We start from the raw sequence: 16,107 nt of genomic DNA, 5'->3' as shown, positions 1-16,107 counted from the left end.
TCGTGACTACCGACGACCGAGATGCCGGCACCGCACCGGCTGCTCGACCACCACCACCCTCGCACCGTGACGACAGCAAGAAACCGGACCACCACGGCCGGGCGACAAAGCCGACAATCGGCCAGCCGCCCGGCCGTTCCGCTCGATCGAACCTCTCGAGGCCGCAGCCGGCCGACGTTCGACTTCGGCGACCTGCCGCTCGCGAACGAGTACGCGATTGCCTCAGCCAAGGGAAGGCCTCGGTGTGCTGCATCCGGACCCACGGAGATGACGGCGTTGGTGACTCCGATCCCCGACGAGCAGGGCCACCGCCCCGAGCCGAGGAACAGGCCATTGAGCGTGGAATGGGCCACGGTGCGAGCGTCCGGGGCGGCTTCGGGTTGGCGGACGTCGACCTCGCCGACCGCGAAAAGCTGGTCGAGCTGCGCCCCCGGATGGCGAAGCTCAACCCGTGCAGCATGAGCTTCGGTCCGGGCGAGTTCCGCAACCCGCCCGCGGGCGTACGCCGGCTGGCCGCCCGCATGCGCGACCTGGACGTCAAGCCCGAGTTGGAGATCTACGGCACCGGCCACCTCGACGCCTGCCTGCGGTTGTACGGCGAGGGCCTGCTCGACCGGATCGGCCGGGACGGGGTGGACTTCGACCGGGAGGAGCACACCGACGGCATCTGCGCGGTCGCCGCGGTGGTCGACCCGCACGACCCGTCGCCGATGGCGGTCAGCGTGCCGATACCCGCCCAGCGGTTCCACGGGCGGGCGGAGGAACTGGCCCGCGCACGGCTGACGACCTGCGCGCAGATCCGCGCCGAGTCGACCGGCTGAGGGCCCGCGGGCGCCCGGCCCGCCCCGGGGCGGCGTTGTCTGCCGGTCAGTTGAGCGCGCAGCGCGAGGCGCGGGCGCCCCGCCCGCCCCGGACGGCGTCGCCTGCCGGTCAGTTGAGCGCGCAGCGCGAGGCGCGGACGGCCGGCCCAGGCCCGGCGGCGGCGAGCCGCGCATGACCGGCGCGGGGAGCCGAACCGGCCGGCGTGACGGAGGCAGCATCACGCCGGCCGGAATCGGCTGTCGGTCAGGTCACCGGCACCGGCTCAGAGTCGGCCGACGGGATGTCGTCCGGATCAGGGTCGGGGCGGAGCCTGCGGGCCGCGCGCTTCTCCCGGCGGGTCTCGACCATGGTGTAGAGGACCGGGATCAGTACGAGGGTCAGCATTGTCGAGGTGATCAGGCCGCCGATCACCACGACGGCGAGCGGTTTGGAGATGAAGCCGCCGGCGCCGGTGATGCCCAGCGCCATCGGCAGCAGTGCGAAGATCGTGGCGAGGGCGGTCATCAGGATGGGCCGCAGCCGGCGCCGGCCACCCTCGACGACGGCCTCGGTGACGCCCATGCCTTGTGTGCGGTACTGATTGACCAGGTCCATCAGGACGACGGCGTTGGTGACCACGATGCCGATGAGCATGAGGATGCCGATGAGGGCGGCGACGCCGAGCGGGGTGTCGGTCACCAGCAGCAGGAGGAAGGCGCCGGTGAAGGCGAACGGGATGCTGACGAGCAGGATGAACGTCTGCCGGATGCTGCGGAAGACCGCGACCAGGACCAGGAAGACCAGCGCCACGGCGACCAGCATGGCCAGGATGAGCTGGGAGAACGCGTCGCCCTGGTCGGCGGTGACGCCGCCGATCTCATAGCTCGCGCCGGCCGGGAGGCTGAGGTCGTTCAGGGCGGTGCGTACGGCGGTGCTGGCCGCGCCGGTGTCGTCGCCGACGGGGGTGGCGGTGACGGTGTTGGTCCGGGCGCCGTCGACGCGGGTGCGCTGGACCGGGCCGTTCACCTGAGTGACGGTGGCGAGCTTGTCGAGCCGGACCTGGCCGGCGGAGGTACCGATGGTAAGTGCCTTGACCTTGGCAAGGCTGTCCGGTGCGGTGCTGGTAGTCTTCACGATGACGTCGTGCTGGACGCCGTCGAGGGTCACCTGGGCCATCGTGGCGCCCTGCACCGCCTGGCGCAGCGCCGAGGTGATGGCCGACTCAGTCACGCCGTAGCGGGCGGCGGTCTCACCCTTGGCGACGATGCTGATCTGCGGGGCGCTTTCGCTGAGGTCGCTGCGGACGTCCGTGACGTCGCCGGCCTGCGCGATCGCCTGCTGGATCTGCTGGGTGGCCTTGGCCAGGGTGGTGTCGTCACCGGCTTTGACGGACACTTCGATGTCGCTGCTCGCGCCGAAGCCGCTGCCGTTGCTCACGGTGAACTTCCCAGCCCCGCTGAGCGTGCCGAGCCGGGCGCGCAGGCTCTCCTTGACAGTGTTCGCGTCGGCGCCGTCGGCCAGTTCGACGGTGAAGGAGACGGTGTTGGCGCCGCTGGTCGAGCCGAAGAAGCCACCGGAGGAGCCGATCACCACCTGGTACGAGTCGATGCCGGCGATCCCGGCGAGGGCTTTCTCCGCCTCCTCGGCGGCGGCATCGGTCGTAGCCAGGTCGGTGCCGGCCGGCAGTTCCTGGCTGACCCGCAGGCTGTCCTGGCCGGAGTCGCCGATGAAGCTGGTCTTCAGCGTGCCGGCGAGGCCCACCGAGCCGACCAACAGCGCGACCGCCAGGGCGAGCACGGTCTTGTGGCGCCGGACCGCCCAGGTGATCACCGGCAGGTAGATCCGGGGCAGCAGCCCGTGCCGCTCCTTCTCCTCGACCTGGGCCCGGTAGACCTCCGGCGGCACGCCCGCGGCGTCCCTGGGCGCCTTCAGGAACCAGTAGGCCAGCACCGGGACGATCGTCAGCGACACCAGAAGCGAGGCGACCATGGCGACCGCGACCGTGATCGAAAACGAGCCGAACAGCTCGCCGACGAAGCCGCTGACGAAGGCGATCGGCAGGAAGACCGCGACCGTGGTGAGGGTCGAGGAGGTGACCGCCGTGGCGACCTCGCGGACTGCCGTGATGATCGCGGTGCGCCTCTCCTCGCCGTACCCGAGATGGCGTTTGATGTTCTCCAGAACCACGATCGAGTCGTCGACCACCCGGCCGACGGCGATGGTGAGGCCGCCCAGGGTAAGGATGTTCAGCGAATAGTCGCGCAACCAGAGCACGCCGAGGGCGATGAGCAGCGACAACGGGATCGATACCGCGGTGACGAGGGTGGACCGCGCGGAGCGCAGGAACAGCACGATGACCAGGATCGCCATGACCAGGCCGAGGGCGCCCTCCTCCACCAGGCCGTCAACCGAATCTTTGACCTGGGGTCCGTTGTCCGACACGACGGTGAGTTTCGCGTTGTTGCCCAACGACTTCTCGAGGTCGGGCAGCTTGGCGCGGACGTCGTCGGAGATGGAGGAGGAGCTGCCGTCGTGGTCCATCGTGATCGAGATGCCGAGGCTTGGTTTGCCGTCGGTTCGGGTGATCGAGGTGGTCGCCGCGTCGGTCAGCTGCACAGTAGCGACGTCGGACAGCTGCACCGGGTCGGAGGTCCCGGCTCCGGTGGACGACGTGGCGCCCCGCCCGGCGGCCGAGCCGGCAGACGGCCCGGCGGGCGTGCCCGTCGCGGTTCCCTGGGTGGAGGCGCCACCGGTGGAGGCCGCGGCCGGGGTCAACCACAGGTCCTTGATCTGTTGCAACGAGGAGACCGGCTCGCCCACGGCGAGGCTGAGGTCTTTCCCGCTCGCGGTGATCGATCCCGCCGAGGAGGTGCCGGTCAGCGAGCTGAGCGCGTTGATGACCGACTGGCTGGTCAGTCCGTGTGCGGTCAGCTTTTCGTCGTCCGGCGTCACGGTGACCACCTGGTCGCGGGTGCCGGAGATGGAGACGTCGTTGACCCCGTCCACCGCCTGCAACTCGGGCACGACCTTGTCGTCCAGGTCGGCGGCCAGGGCTCGCTGGCCGCTGTCGGAGGTGGCGGCCAGCACGATGGTCGGCTGATCGCTCGTGCTGCCGGTGAGCACCTGCGGGTCGACGCCCGACGGCAGCGACGAGGTGATCTTCGACAGTGCCTGCTGCACGTCCGAGGAGGCGGTGTCGATGTCGGTGTCGAAGTTGAACGAGAGCAGGACCGTGACCGAGCCTTGCTTCGAGGTCGAGGTGGTGCTCTCGACGCCGTCCAGATCCTTGACGGCGTTCTCGATCGGGACGGTGACCTGCTCCTCCACTACCTCCGGTGCGGCGCCGGGGTAGGCGGCCACCACGGTGACTGCCGGGAACGACAGATCGGGCAGCAGCTGCTGCTTGAGCGAACTGGTCGCATACACGCCGAAGGCGACCACGATCACGGCGACCAGGGCCACCAGTTTTCGATTCGCCAGGCTGATGCGGGACAGGAAGGACACGGGCGACCCCGTTCGGGACGTTGTTGGTCGGTCGGTGCCCAGTCTCTGAACCGAGCGCCTCGCCCGCGTCGTCCAACGGCAGTTCGCTCGGCTACTCCAACCGTGGTAGATGTGGGGCTGCCGTACCGCGAACGACGTCCGGAGCCAGGACCAGGCCGCTCTGGTAGGCCACCACCACCAACTGCGCCCGGTCGCGCACGCCCAGCTTGGTCATCGCCCGGTTGACGTGCGTCTTGACGGTCAGCGGGGACAGGACCAGCCGCTCGGCGATCTCGTCGTTCGACAGCCCGCGTGCCACCAGCACGACCAACTCGCGTTCCCGGTCCGTCAGCGTTTCGAGCGACACCGGCGTCGCCGTCGGGGTTTCCGGCTGGCTGCGCAGGTGGCTGAACAACCCGCGGGCCGCCTTCGGAGACAGCATCGCGTCACCGGCGGCCACCACCCGCACCGCGTGGATCAGCTCCTCCGAGCCGACGTTCTTGCCGAGGAAACCGCTGGCGCCGGCCCGAACCGCGAGCATGACGTTGTCGTCGTTCTCGAACGTGGTGAGAACCAGGATGCGCACGCCCGCCAGGTCGTCGTCGGCGGCGATGCGCCGGGTCGCCTCGAGCCCGTCCACGCCGGGCATCCGGATGTCCATGAGGACCACGTCGGCGCGCGCCGACCGGGCGAGGCTGACCGCCTCGCGCCCGTCGATCGCCTCACCGACGATCTCGATGTCCGGCTCCGAGTCGAGAATCATGCGATAGCCGGCGCGGATCAGTGCCTGGTCGTCGGCGAGCAGCACACGGATCGTCATCGGGACTCCTCGAGAGCGGGTGTGTGGCGGGCGGGCAGCACGGCGTGCACGGTGAACCTTCCATCGGGGCTCGCGTACGCGTCGAACCTGCCCTCGGCCGCGGCGGCGCGTTCCCGCATGCCGACCAGGCCGTAGCCGGATCCGGCGGTGGAGACGCCGGCGGCGATGGAGTTGACGACGTTGATGCCGACGCCGGTCGGCGTGTAGGCGATGGTCAGCCCGGCGACGCCCCGGCCGTGCTTGTGCGCGTTGGTCAACGCCTCCTGCACGATGCGGTAGGCAGCAAGATCGACCAGAGCGGGTAGTTGCCGCGGAGCGCCGGTCTGCTGGTAGTGAACCGTCAGGCCGGCCGCCGCCGCCGCGTCCAGCAGTTCGGGCAGCCGGGCCAGGCCGCGGGCGGGTTCGGTGGTGCTGTCCGCGTCGTCGGACTGGCGGAGCACCCCGATGATCGAGGCGAGTTCCTGCAGAACGGTGTCGCCGGCCTGGCGGATGTGGTCGAGGGCCGGGCGGACCTGGCTGGGCCGCCGGTCGAGCAGGTGGTTGGCGGCGTTGGCCTGTACGTTGATCACCGCGATGTGGTGTGCGATGACGTCGTGCAGCTCTCGCGCGATGCGCAGCCGCTCCTGGATGACCCGTCGCTGGGCTTCCTCCTCCCGGGTCTGCTCGGCGCGGCGGGCTCGCTCCTCCACCTCGGCGAGGTAGGCCTTCCGGCTACGGGTGGCGTCCCCGACAGCCGTCGCCATGCCGACGAAGGCCAGCATGGGTACGACCTCCGCGGGCCAGTAACTTCGGTGCAGCAGCAGAGTGTTGCCGAGGTAGAGGGCCGCCGCGCAACCGGCCGCGAGCCGCCAGGTGGTGCGCCGGTCGGTGGACAGCGCCATCGTGTACGCGGCCAGGCCCTCGGTGAGGACCAGCAGTGGGTGGATCTCGCCGGTGAAGCCGAGATGCGCCACCTGGGCGGCGACGACGGCGAACAGCGTGCCGCGGGGCAGGCGCCGCCGCAGGGTGATGGCGACGACCGCGATGACGATGGCCGCCGCGTCGGCCACGGTGAGCGGCCGTCCCTGGGCGCGGCCCGGTCCGACGACGATCGCGAGGCTCGACGCTCCCACGAGCAGCGCGGCCAACAGGGCGTCCACGCTGACCGGATGCCGCGACGCCCACCGGCGCAGACGGTCGGCAGGACTCACCATGCGGCGATGACCAGGGAAAACAGCGGCGTGATCACGGGAACCACGGTACTGGCCGGCGCGCGGTCGCGGCGTCGTCCGGCCGTGGTAGCCGCCCGACGCCGCGTACGGCGGACGAAGTAGCGTCACGCCGGGCGGTGTGCCGCGACGGCAGCCTCCAAGGCAGCGCGGTCGGCCCAGTTGCCGTGGAAACCGAACGGGATCCGGGCGGGCAGCTTGACCCGGGCCAGTGGTTCCCGGCGCAGGTCGGCGGCGTCGTGGATGAGCAGTTCGCTGCGGTCGGTCGCCCGGTTCCACCAGATGGTGAGCAGGTAGCCGTCCTCCTCGGCGCGGGCGGCCGCTCGAGCGACGAAGACCGGTTCGCTGGGATTGGTCAGCCCATCCGGGCCCTCCACGACAGTCGTCGTGTCCAGCAGGTAGTCGTGCCGGGCCAGGCCGTCGGTCATGGTGTCGGCGGCCAGGCCCCGGGTGGTGACGAAGTAACCGTAGCGGTGCCGGCGGCCGGTGTACGCGTCGTTGATCCGGGGGAACTCGCCGGCGATGCCGCTGACCGGTTCCTCGCTCGCCCGGCCGGTACGCAGGTCGATGCGCCACCGGTAGGGAAGCGCGGGCGGGAACCACTCGTGCGAGCCGAGCGGCGCGTCGAGCCGGCCGGTGGGGGTGCCGAGACGGGTGATCCGATGGCCGTCGATGATCAATTCGCCGGCCTGCTCGTAGGCGTTGAAGAAGTGTGTGTTGGCGAACTGTCCGCCGACGTCGTGCCAGGTGACCTGGTGGGTGCGGCGGTCCAGCAGGACGATGCGTACGCCGTCGGGGGTGGCGCTCTCGTCCCAGACCACGCCGGGGCGGCCCTGGCCGACCAGATCGAGGCGGAACTGCGCCGGTGTGACGAAGAAGATCGCGTAGGTCTCGCTCATCGCGAAGTCGTGCATGAGCACGGGTACGCCGATGTCGACGGCGTGCGAGTCGATGACGTGTCCGGTCTTCGCGTCGGCCCGGTACCAGGTGACGACCGGTCCGGTCGCCGCGAAGAACAGCATGTCACCGGAGTCGGGGTCGATCTTGAAGTGGGCGGTGCACAGCACGTCGATGCCGCCGTGGAAATTGTACGTGCCCAGGGTTTCCAAGGTCTCCGGGTGCAGGTGGTGGGGCAGGCCGCCCTCGTAGTAGACGATCAGGTGGTCGTCGAACAGACCCACGTTGGTGTTGGCGACGTTCTTCGCCGGCGGGGCGCCCTCGGGCAGCCGGCCCGCCGTGCCGCCGTTGACGAACCCGCTGTAGATCGCCTCCCCGGCCCCCACCTCGACCCGCATCGACGCCGTCTCGACCCAGCGGCTGCGGTACGCGGCCTTGCCGTCGCGCAGGTAGACGCCGCAGACCATGCCGTCGCCCTCCCACCAGTGGTAGCGGTCGGTGTTGCGGGGCTGGAACCTCGGGTTGGCGGAGACCCGGAACAGCGCACCGGCCAGGTCGGCCGGGATCTGTCCGGCCACGTCCAGGTCGTACGCGTCGTCCTCGGCCGCCCAGGGCGCGAACGGCCCGTTGAGGAATTTGTTCGCCGTAGGCCACGGACGCGCATCCGGCGCCCCGGCGGGATAGCTGTTGATCATCAGTTTCTCCTCGACGTGTCAGAACGGGTACGTGGGCAGGTCGCCGCGCAGGGTCACCCATTGCTGCTCGGTGAACGCCTCCAGGTTGGCCGCATTGCCGCCGTGCCGGGCGCCGTTGCCGGAATCGCCGACGCCGCCGAACGGGGCGGCGGGTTCGTCGTTGACGGTCTGGTCGTTGATGTGGACCAGGCCGCTGGGGATCCGCTCGGCCAGCGCGAGTCCTTTCATCGGATCCCGGGTCAGGATGCCCAGCGACAGCCCGTAGGGCGTCCCGGCGGCCAGGCGGGCGGCCTCGTCGAGGTTGCGGAACGTCGTCACCGGAGCGACCGGGCCGAAGATCTCCTCGGCGTAGGCGCGGGCGGTGACCGGCACGTCGGCGAGCACGGTGGGGCGGTAGAACAGATCGTCGTAGGTGCCGCCCGCGGCCAGCCGGGCCCCGGCGTCGACGGTGTCGGTGACCAGGCGGTGGATGCGGTCACGCTGCCCACGGTCGATGACCGGCCCGAGCGCGACGTTCTCCCCGGTGGGATCGCCGACCGTCAGCCGGTCGGCGTGCCCGGCGAGCAGTTCGGCGTAGTCGTCGGCGATCGAGGCGTGCACCAGGTGGCGGCTGCTGGCCATGCAGATCTGCCCGGCGTGCACGAACGATCCCCAGGCGCCGGCCGAGACGGCCCTCTCCAGGTCGGCATCATCCATGATCACGAGCGCGGAGTTGCCGCCCAGCTCGAGGTGGACCCGTTTGAGCCGGGCGGCCGCCGCGGTCGCGATGGCCCGGCCGCCCTCGGTGGAGCCGGTGAACGCGATGACCGGGATGAGCGGGTCGGCCACCACCGCGGCGCCCACCTCGGCGCCCCCCGGCAGCACGTGCAGCAGGCCGGCGGGCAGGCCGGCCTCCTCGAAGACGCGGGCGATGGCCACGCCGCCGGAGACCGCGGTGCGCGGGTCGGGCTTGAGGATCACCGCGTTGCCCAGTGCCAGCGCCGGGGCCACGGCCCGCATGGCGAGGATGATCGGTACATTGAACGGGGCGACGACCCCGACGACACCGACGGGAAGGCGGCGGGCGAACGAGAAGCGGTGCTGCTGTGAGCGGAGCACCTCCCCGTACGGCGCCGCGGCGAGCGCGGCGGCCTCGTAGCACTCCTCGACTCCCCCGTTGACCACCTGCAACTGCGCGAACGGCCGGATCGCGCCGGATTCGCGCATCAACCAGTTCTCGATCTCGGTCTGGTGCCGCTCGAACAGGCCGGCGGCACGGCGCAGGACGGCGGCCCGCCGGTCGTACGGCAGTGCCGCCCAGTCCCGTTGCGCCTGTGCCGCGCGCTCGGCGCCCTTGTGCACGTCGTCCGGCGTGGCCGTGCCGATCCGGCCGAGTACGGCGCCGGTGGCCGGTTCGACGACGTCGCGGGGTTCGCCGGAGCCTTGGGCCCACTCCCCGGTGAAGATCCGGTTCGTCCACGTGTCGCTGTCGAGCAAGCTCATGGCTGTTTCCCATCGGTGGCAGAGTCGGTCAATGCGGTAAGGCTCATGTCGACGGCGGAGACGCCACAGTCGGCCATCAGTACGGCGCCGGTGACGACCGCCGAGCGTGGCCCGGCGAGGAAGGCGATGACCTCGGCGATCTGGTCGGGTTCGGCGGGGCGGCGCAGCGGGTAGAGCGCGGCGGCGTTCTCGTAGCTATGGCCGGGGCCGAGGGTGTCCAGGACGGCGTCGGCCATCGGCGTGCGCACCAACGCTGGGCAGACGGCGTTGGCGCGTACCCCGTGCGGGCCGAAGTCGGCGGCCAGCGACCGGACCAGGCCGATCACCGCGTGTTTCGCCGTGACATATGCGGCCGAGCCTGGCGCCCCCAGCCGCCCGGCGAGTGAGGAGACCAGCACGATGGTCCCGGTGGTGCGGATCAGCTGTGGCAGGCAGCTGCGCGCGGCGACGTACGCGGTGTCCAGGTTGGCCCGCAGCGAGCGGTGCCAGTCCGTCTCGCCGGTGTCGAGCACGGTGCCGAAGGTTCCCACGCCGGCACAGCCGATCAGCGTGTCGAGCCGTCCCCAGCGCTGGAGGGCGACGGCGACCGCGGCGTCGCAGTCGGCCGGCTGGGCGGCGTCGCCGGTCACCGCCACCGCGCCGGTGGCGGAGCAGATGTCCCGCAGCGCCGCGGCGTCCGGGCCGAGGACGACCACCTCGGCCCCGAGGCGGCGGAGCAGAGCGGCGGTGGCCGCACCGATGCCGCTGCCGCCGCCGGTGACCAGCGCGACCTTCCCGGCGAGCTCGGCGTTCATGCCGGCTCGGTCCCGGCCGCCGGGAGGGTGGCGGCCCTCCGCAGCGGCCGGGCCGCCCTAGTGAGCAGAGCCAACACCCCGGCCGGCGCGAACCTCACGATCAGCACCAGCAGGGTCCCTTCGACCAGCAGGGAGAGCACCTGGAAGTCCTCGAGCATCCGGGTGAGCCCGTAGTAGACGATCGTCGTCCCGAGCACCGGGCCGATCAGGGAGCCGGCGCCGCCGACGAGTGCCATGAGCACGGCGTCGAGGCTCCAGTTGACGCTGGCCACGCCGGACGGCGAGACGGCGACGTACTGGTAGGCGACAACCGCGCCCGCCATTCCGGTCAGCACGCTGGAGCCGACCCAGGTGGCGAACCGGTGGCCGTACACGGCGACGCCCAGGCCGGCGGCGGCCGGCTCGTTGTCGCGTAGCGCGCCCAGGCGCAGGCCGAAGGCGCTGTACCGGACGTAGGCGGTCAACCCCATGGCGGCGGCGGCGACCACCACGGCGAGCCGGAGCAGGGTCGTGCCGGCGGGAATCCGATCGATCGGCAGGGTCAGTCCGCTGGCCCCGCCCGCCCAGTTCCAGTTGGTGAGCAGGGCTTGTACCGCGATCGAGGCGGCCAGAGTGCCGATGGTGAAGTAGTCACCACGAAGGCGCAGCAGGGGCACGGCCAGCATCGCCGCGATCAGCCCGGCGATGGCGCCGGCCAACGCCACCGCGGCGGCCCAGCCGATCGAGGTGTGCGCCAGCGCCAGGCCCGCGGTGTAGGCGCCGGTCGCCACGAACGCCGCCGCGCCGAGCGACACCTGCCCGGCGAAACCGGCCAGGATGTTCCACGCCTGCGCCACGGTGAGATAAACGAGCAACGTGGTGCCGAGGTCCTGGACACCCGGCTCGAGCCCGGGCGCGACCGCGAGGCCGACAACGGCGGCGACCAGCAATGCCGCGCCGGCGGTGGTGGCGTCCTTGCGGCCCGTCATGCGTGCGCCACCCGTCGGAACAGGCCGGTGGGGCGGAACGAGAGGGCGAGGAAGAAGACGGTGTAGACGACGAAGTTGCGCCATCCGCCGCCGAAATAGGCGGTGCTGAGCGACTGGAGCAGGCCGAGGGTGATGCCGCCGAGGAGCACGCCGCCGACGCTGCCGATGCCGGCCAGCGCCATCACGGCGAATCCGGTGAGCAGCAGGGGCAGGCCGGCGCTCGGGGTGAAGCTCTGGGCCACGCCGGTCATCACCCCGGCGGCCGCGGCCAACGCCGCGGAGCCGGCCAGCGTCAGCGCATAGACCCGGCCGACGTTGATGCCGAGCATCGACGCGGTCGTCGGATCGGCTGCGGCGGCGCGCACCGCGCTGCCCGCCCGGGTGCGGCTGAGAACCAGATGGGTGACGCCGCAGAGCACCACGGTGAGCGCGAACGAGATGGCGTAGACGGCCTGGACGCGGACGCCGAGCACGGTGAAGCCCGCTTGGGCGTACGGCGCGGACAGCGCCCGCGGGTCCGTGCCGAATGCCGCCTGCAGCGCTGCCTGCGCCACCAGCGACAGCCCGAAGGTAGCCACCATCGGGGCGCTGCCGTTGGCCCGCAGCAGGCCGGTCAGCAGATAGCGCTGCAGCGGGTAGGCGATCAGCGCTACGCCGAGCATGGCGAACGGCAGCGCGACCAGCGGGTCGAAGCCGGCCGACCCGACCAGCAGAGCGGCCAGGTAGGCCCCGCCGAGGACCAGCTCGCCGTGCATCAGATTCATCACCTTCAGCACGCCGAAGACCAGCGAGATACCCAGGCCGATCAGGGCGTACAGCCCACCGGAGAGCAGGCCCGCGACCAGGACGTCGGCGGACATCAGGCCAGTCCGGACAGCGACTTGAGTGCGGACGCGCCCTGCTTGGGCCAGACCTGGGTGATGGTCCCGTCGGCGTTCCACTGCCCGACGAAGCTCGGTGTGGCGCTCTTGCCACCGGCGAAGCTCACCTTGCCCAAGGCCGAGCTGAGGTCGGTCTGCCCGATCGCCGCGTTGACCTTCTCGTGGTCGGTGGAACCGGCCTTGGTGATCGCGGCGAGCAGGATGGTGGCCTCGTGGTAGCCGAGCGCGACCGAGGAGAGGTCGTTGTCGTTCGGATACTTCGCGGAGTACTTCGAGACCACTTCGTCGGCCTTGGGCAGTCCGGAGGTGCGGATCCAGGACATCTGGACGAGCGTGCCGGCGCCCACCGCGCCCAGCGAGGCCCAGCCGGGTGTCTGCGCGCACTGCAGGCCGATCGCGAGTTTGGGGGTGTAGGCGAGCGCCTTCATCTGCTTCCACATGGCGAAGCAGTCCGGAGGTGTCATTGAGGCGATGACCACCTCGGCGCCCGCCGCCTTGGCCTTGCCGATGGCGTCGGAGTAGTCGGTGGTGCCGGCCGGCGCGTCGGTGCTGACGGCGACGGTGAAGCCGGCCTTGCCGGCGAGCCCTTTGTAGAGGTCGGCGGTGGATTTGCCCTGGCTGTCGTTGTTGGTGATGAGCAGGATCTTCTTGTTGGTGCCGGCCGTGGCGGCAACCTGGAAGAAGCCGCCCGCACCGTCGACGAGCGACTGGAACGAGTCCCAGACGTAGCCCTTGCCGTCCGGCCGGAGCTCGATCGGCAGGGCGCCCATGACCAGCGGAGTCTTCAAGGAGTCCGCTTGCGCGGACATGTCGATGTTCTGCTGGCAGCAGGAGCCGAGCAGGGCCGCCGCTTTGTCCTGCAGGGCAAGACTTCTGACCTGCTGGACCATGGTGTTGGTGTCACCGCGGTTGTCGAGAATCTTCAGGGTGACTTTGCGTTTGGCGCCACCGACGTCGATGCCGCCGGCGGCGTTGGCCTCGTCGACCGCCCACTGGTAGCCGTCGCGAATGGTTTCCAGGTTGGTCTGGCCGCTGAGCATCATGCTCGCGCCGATGACAACGGCGTCCGTGCTCCCCTCGGACGAGGAGTTGCTGCCGCACGCGGTCAGGCCGACGGTGGTGGTGACGGCCAGTGCGGTCGCCACGATCCTTCGAATCATCTTGTGCCCCTAGCTACGTAGTGGTTTCGTGGTCGTCCGACGTGCCGAAATACGCCTCGTCGAGCCGGTCGTCGTGCAGCAGGTCCGCCGCCGGTCCGGCGTAGGACAGCCGGCCCCGGGACAGCACGCACGCGCGGTCGGCCAGGGCGAGGCAGCGGTGGACGTTCTGCTCGACGAGCAGGATCGCCACGCCGCGGTCGTTGATCTGGGTGAGTGCCCGATAGAGGGTGTCGACGGCGACCGGTGCCAGGCCCAGGGAGATCTCGTCGCAGATCAGCAGCCGGGGACGGCTCATCAGCGCCCGGCCGACGGCGAGCATCTGCTGCTGCCCGCCGGAGAGGGTGCCGGCCAGCTGGGCTCCTCGCTCGGCCAGCACCGGGAAGATGTCGTACACCTCGGCAAGGCGCTCGCGCAGTTGTTGGGGGGCCAGCCGGAGCGGTGCGCCGAGCTGAAGGTTTTCGCGGACCGTGAGCTCGGCGAAGACGCGACGTCCCTCCGGGCAGTAAGCCATGCCGAGGCCGGCCCGGCGGTACGGCGGCGCGGTGGTGATCTCGGTCCCGCCGACCCGCACGCTGCCGCCGCGGACCCGCACCGCGCCCATGATCGATCCGCACAGGGTGGACTTTCCGGCGCCGTTCGCGCCGAGCACAGCGACGATCTCGCCGGGGCGGACGTCGAGCGAGACGTCGCGCAACGCCACCAGGTCGCCGTAGCCGGCGGTGAGTCCGTGCACCGCAAGCAACGGCTCCGACGCGGGCGGCGGCGCCGGGCGGCGGGACGACGTCGTCGCTGAGCCGTCACCCAGATAGACCTCGCGTACCCGGTTGTCGCGGGCGATCTCGTCCGGGGTGCCCTCGGCGATCGGCTTGCCCCAGTCCAGGACGAGGACCCGGCCCACGATCTCGCGGACCACGCGCTCGATGTGCTCGACGAGCAGCAGGCTGCGTCCGGTCGCGTGGATCCGGCGGATGAGCGCGATGGCCTCGTCGAGCTCACGCCCGGCCAGGCCGGCGGCCACCTCGTCGAGCATCAGCACGGTGGGATCGGTCGCGAGGGCGCGGGCCACCTCGAGGCGTTTGAGATCGAGGACCGCGAGGGAGGCGGCCGGGCGGTCGGCCTTGGTGTCGAGTTCACACAGCGTCAGGACCTGTTCGACGGTGGCGCCGTGACCGCGTGCCATCGCCGCGACCCGTACGTTGTCGCGCACCGTGAGTTGGGGGAACGGCCTGGGCACCTGGTGTGCCAGGGCGACGCCGCTGCGAGTGATCCGGTGCGGCGGCAGCCGGTCGAGCCGATCGGGCCCCAGCCAGACCTCGCCCCGGTCCGGCCGGTGGCCGCCGGCGATCGTCTTGAGCAGCGTGCTCTTGCCGGCCCCGTTCGGCCCGATCACGGCGACCGCCTCGCCCGGCGCGACGAGCAGGTCGACCCCGCCCAGCGCCTGCACGCCACCAAAACGTTTGTGCAGGTCACGGACTGCCAGCTGACCGCTCATGGGTACTCCCGCGATGTTTGACGTCACGTTGACGGTAGGTTTCGGCGAGCGTACAGTCCCCTTTTACAGGACGCTAGTCCTAGTTTGCAGGACGTAAGGAGGGTCTTCATGCGGGGACTTTCCGGCGGGGTGGGAGTGGTCACCGGCGCCGGCAGCGGGATCGGTGCGGCCGTCGCCCGCCGTCTGAGCGTGGAGGGCATGCGCGTGGTCCTGGTGGATCGCGAGTTCATCGCGCCGGCCCGGCTGCCGGGCGAGACGTTGGCGGTGACTGCGGACGTCTCCCGCCCGGAGGGCGTCGAGGCGTTCATGGCCGCCGCGGTCGATCGTTTCGGCCGGGTCGACTGCGTGCACCTCAACGCCGGCGTCTCCGGCCCGCATGCGAGCTTCGCCGACCTCGACGTCGCCGACTACGACCACACCGTCGAGGTCAACCAGCGCAGCGTCTTCCTCGGCCTGCGTGCCGCGCTGGCCCAGTTCGCCGCCCAGGGCGGCGGCGGGTCCGTCGTCGTCACGTCCTCGCTGGCCGGCCTCCGGCCGAGCGCGACCATCGCGCCGTACGTCGCGTCCAAGCACGCCGCGATCGGGCTGGCCCGCAGCGCCGCGCTCGCCGGCGCCGCGAACGGCGTGCGGGTCAACGTGGTCGCGCCCGGCCTCATCGATACGCCGATGCAAGCGTCCCAACCTGATCCGGAAACCCTGCACGCCCGCAGCCCGCTGGGCCGGATGGGCACACCGGACGAGTTGGCCTCCGCCGTGGTCTTCCTCCTCAGCGCCGAGGCCAGCTACCTGACCGGCGCCGTCCTGGTGGTCGACGGCGGTCTCGACATCGTCGATCCGGTCGCTTCAAGGAGCATGAGTGCGCACATTTGACGTACGAGATGTGGTGAAAGCCCCCGATGAGCTGCTGGCCCGCACCGACAACCCGCGGCACCGGGCGATCCTCACCAACTTCCGCCGGCACGCCCTGCTGGAGGTCGCCGGCCGCTGGCGAGAGATCCTCACGCCGTCGATGGTGGTGGCTCGGCCGTTCTACCGGATCAACGAGAACGGCAAGTCGACGCACCTGACCGGGCTCGACGAGATCGGCGCGTTCTACGGCGAGATCGCCGAGCAGGGGCTCAACGTCTTCGGTCCGATCGAGGACCGGATCGCGGTCGCGGACTGGGGCCTGGCGATCGAGTCGCTGTTCGGCAACTACCTCCCCGGGCACGTCCTGGCCGCCCAGGGCGAGGACATCGATGATCCCGACGCGTGGTACCTGCTGACCCACTATGTGGCCTCCTTCTGGCCCTACGACGACCGGTGCCTGCTCCTCGGCGAGCACATCTACGAGGACAGCGCCAGCCGGACCATCGAGAAGCTGCGCCCCGACCAGGTCGTCACCGCGGCCATGGCCGCCGAGATCCTCAACCCCCTGATCGACTGA

Annotated in this window: 13 protein-coding genes; 3 read left to right on the top strand and 10 right to left on the bottom strand. The window is 70.9% G+C overall.

The genetic code is table 11. From position 1 onward, the window contains the following. The first annotated feature begins 344 nt into the window (after positions 1-344). Positions 345-821, top strand: a complete 477-nt coding sequence (locus IH26_RS0104580; protein ID WP_030434825.1) for a 3-keto-5-aminohexanoate cleavage protein — start codon at positions 345-347, stop codon at positions 819-821. Positions 822-1,065: 244 nt separating this feature from the next. Here IH26_RS0104580 and IH26_RS0104575 read toward each other — a convergent pair whose 3' ends face one another. The 10 genes from IH26_RS0104575 to IH26_RS0104530 form a co-directional block, all read right to left on the bottom strand. After that, positions 1,066-4,305, bottom strand: a complete 3,240-nt coding sequence (locus IH26_RS0104575; protein ID WP_030434824.1) for an efflux RND transporter permease subunit — start codon at positions 4,303-4,305, stop codon at positions 1,066-1,068. Positions 4,306-4,396: 91 nt separating this feature from the next. Beyond that, entirely contained in the window at positions 4,397-5,104 is a 708-nt protein-coding gene (locus IH26_RS0104570) for a response regulator (protein ID WP_051807500.1), read from the bottom strand. Further along, positions 5,101-6,297, bottom strand: coding sequence for a sensor histidine kinase (locus tag IH26_RS0104565; RefSeq protein WP_030434822.1), 1,197 nt, complete (start codon positions 6,295-6,297; stop codon positions 5,101-5,103). The genes IH26_RS0104570 and IH26_RS0104565 overlap by 4 nt, the downstream gene beginning before the upstream one ends. A 122-nt stretch (positions 6,298-6,419) precedes the next feature. Next, positions 6,420-7,904 (bottom strand): carotenoid oxygenase family protein, encoded by a 1,485-nt coding sequence (locus IH26_RS0104560; RefSeq protein ID WP_034213469.1) that lies wholly within the window; start codon positions 7,902-7,904, stop codon positions 6,420-6,422. 18 nt (positions 7,905-7,922) lie between these two features. Further along, positions 7,923-9,386, bottom strand: coding sequence for an aldehyde dehydrogenase family protein (locus IH26_RS0104555; RefSeq protein ID WP_030434820.1), 1,464 nt, complete (start codon positions 9,384-9,386; stop codon positions 7,923-7,925). Beyond that, on the bottom strand, positions 9,383-10,180 hold the full coding sequence (locus IH26_RS0104550; protein ID WP_034213466.1) for an SDR family NAD(P)-dependent oxidoreductase: 798 nt from the start codon (positions 10,178-10,180) through the stop codon (positions 9,383-9,385). Before IH26_RS0104550 ends, IH26_RS0104555 begins: the two co-directional genes overlap by 4 nt. After that, positions 10,177-11,148 carry a branched-chain amino acid ABC transporter permease gene (locus IH26_RS0104545; RefSeq protein WP_030434818.1) on the bottom strand — a complete coding sequence of 324 codons (972 nt, stop codon included), beginning with the start codon at positions 11,146-11,148 and terminating at the stop codon, positions 10,177-10,179. Before IH26_RS0104545 ends, IH26_RS0104550 begins: the two co-directional genes overlap by 4 nt. After that, complete coding sequence (locus IH26_RS0104540; RefSeq protein WP_030434817.1) at positions 11,145-12,008, bottom strand: branched-chain amino acid ABC transporter permease; 864 nt, start codon at positions 12,006-12,008, stop codon at positions 11,145-11,147. The genes IH26_RS0104545 and IH26_RS0104540 overlap by 4 nt, the downstream gene beginning before the upstream one ends. After that, positions 12,008-13,189 carry an ABC transporter substrate-binding protein gene (locus IH26_RS0104535; RefSeq protein ID WP_084598610.1) on the bottom strand — a complete coding sequence of 394 codons (1,182 nt, stop codon included), beginning with the start codon at positions 13,187-13,189 and terminating at the stop codon, positions 12,008-12,010. The genes IH26_RS0104540 and IH26_RS0104535 overlap by 1 nt, the downstream gene beginning before the upstream one ends. 13 nt (positions 13,190-13,202) lie before the next feature. Next, complete coding sequence (locus IH26_RS0104530) at positions 13,203-14,681, bottom strand: ATP-binding cassette domain-containing protein (RefSeq protein ID WP_063763643.1); 1,479 nt, start codon at positions 14,679-14,681, stop codon at positions 13,203-13,205. 108 nt (positions 14,682-14,789) lie between these two features. On the opposite strand from IH26_RS0104530, the gene IH26_RS0104525 reads away from it, so the two are divergent. Together IH26_RS0104525 and IH26_RS0104520 are read left to right on the top strand one after the other, a co-directional pair. After that, a complete protein-coding gene (locus IH26_RS0104525; protein ID WP_063763642.1) occupies positions 14,790-15,551 on the top strand; it encodes an SDR family NAD(P)-dependent oxidoreductase in 762 nt (253 codons plus the stop codon). Continuing rightward, positions 15,538-16,107 (top strand): hypothetical protein, encoded by a 570-nt coding sequence (locus IH26_RS0104520; protein WP_211268572.1) that lies wholly within the window; start codon positions 15,538-15,540, stop codon positions 16,105-16,107. Before IH26_RS0104525 ends, IH26_RS0104520 begins: the two co-directional genes overlap by 14 nt.

The organism is Actinoplanes subtropicus (genome assembly GCF_000721705.1).
GTDB lineage: Bacteria > Actinomycetota > Actinomycetes > Mycobacteriales > Micromonosporaceae > Actinoplanes > Actinoplanes subtropicus.
The sequence above is the reverse complement of the archived record's forward strand: the minus strand, read 5'-3'. Positions and strand labels throughout refer to the sequence as shown.

What these genes read in the sequence shown, in the direction of transcription:
- IH26_RS0104580 (WP_030434825.1), top strand. Translation starts at nt 345, where the DNA reads ATGGGCCACGGTGCGAGCGTCCGGGGCGGCTTCGGGTTGGCGGACGTC.
- IH26_RS0104570 (WP_051807500.1), bottom strand. Translation starts at nt 5,104, where the DNA reads ATGACGATCCGTGTGCTGCTCGCCGACGACCAGGCACTGATCCGCGCC.
- IH26_RS0104565 (WP_030434822.1), bottom strand. Translation starts at nt 6,297, where the DNA reads ATGGTGAGTCCTGCCGACCGTCTGCGCCGGTGGGCGTCGCGGCATCCG.
- IH26_RS0104560 (WP_034213469.1), bottom strand. Translation starts at nt 7,904, where the DNA reads ATGATCAACAGCTATCCCGCCGGGGCGCCGGATGCGCGTCCGTGGCCT.
- IH26_RS0104555 (WP_030434820.1), bottom strand. Translation starts at nt 9,386, where the DNA reads ATGAGCTTGCTCGACAGCGACACGTGGACGAACCGGATCTTCACCGGG.
- IH26_RS0104550 (WP_034213466.1), bottom strand. Translation starts at nt 10,180, where the DNA reads ATGAACGCCGAGCTCGCCGGGAAGGTCGCGCTGGTCACCGGCGGCGGC.
- IH26_RS0104545 (WP_030434818.1), bottom strand. Translation starts at nt 11,148, where the DNA reads ATGACGGGCCGCAAGGACGCCACCACCGCCGGCGCGGCATTGCTGGTC.
- IH26_RS0104540 (WP_030434817.1), bottom strand. Translation starts at nt 12,008, where the DNA reads ATGTCCGCCGACGTCCTGGTCGCGGGCCTGCTCTCCGGTGGGCTGTAC.
- IH26_RS0104535 (WP_084598610.1), bottom strand. Translation starts at nt 13,189, where the DNA reads ATGATTCGAAGGATCGTGGCGACCGCACTGGCCGTCACCACCACCGTC.
- IH26_RS0104530 (WP_063763643.1), bottom strand. Translation starts at nt 14,681, where the DNA reads ATGAGCGGTCAGCTGGCAGTCCGTGACCTGCACAAACGTTTTGGTGGC.
- IH26_RS0104525 (WP_063763642.1), top strand. Translation starts at nt 14,790, where the DNA reads ATGCGGGGACTTTCCGGCGGGGTGGGAGTGGTCACCGGCGCCGGCAGC.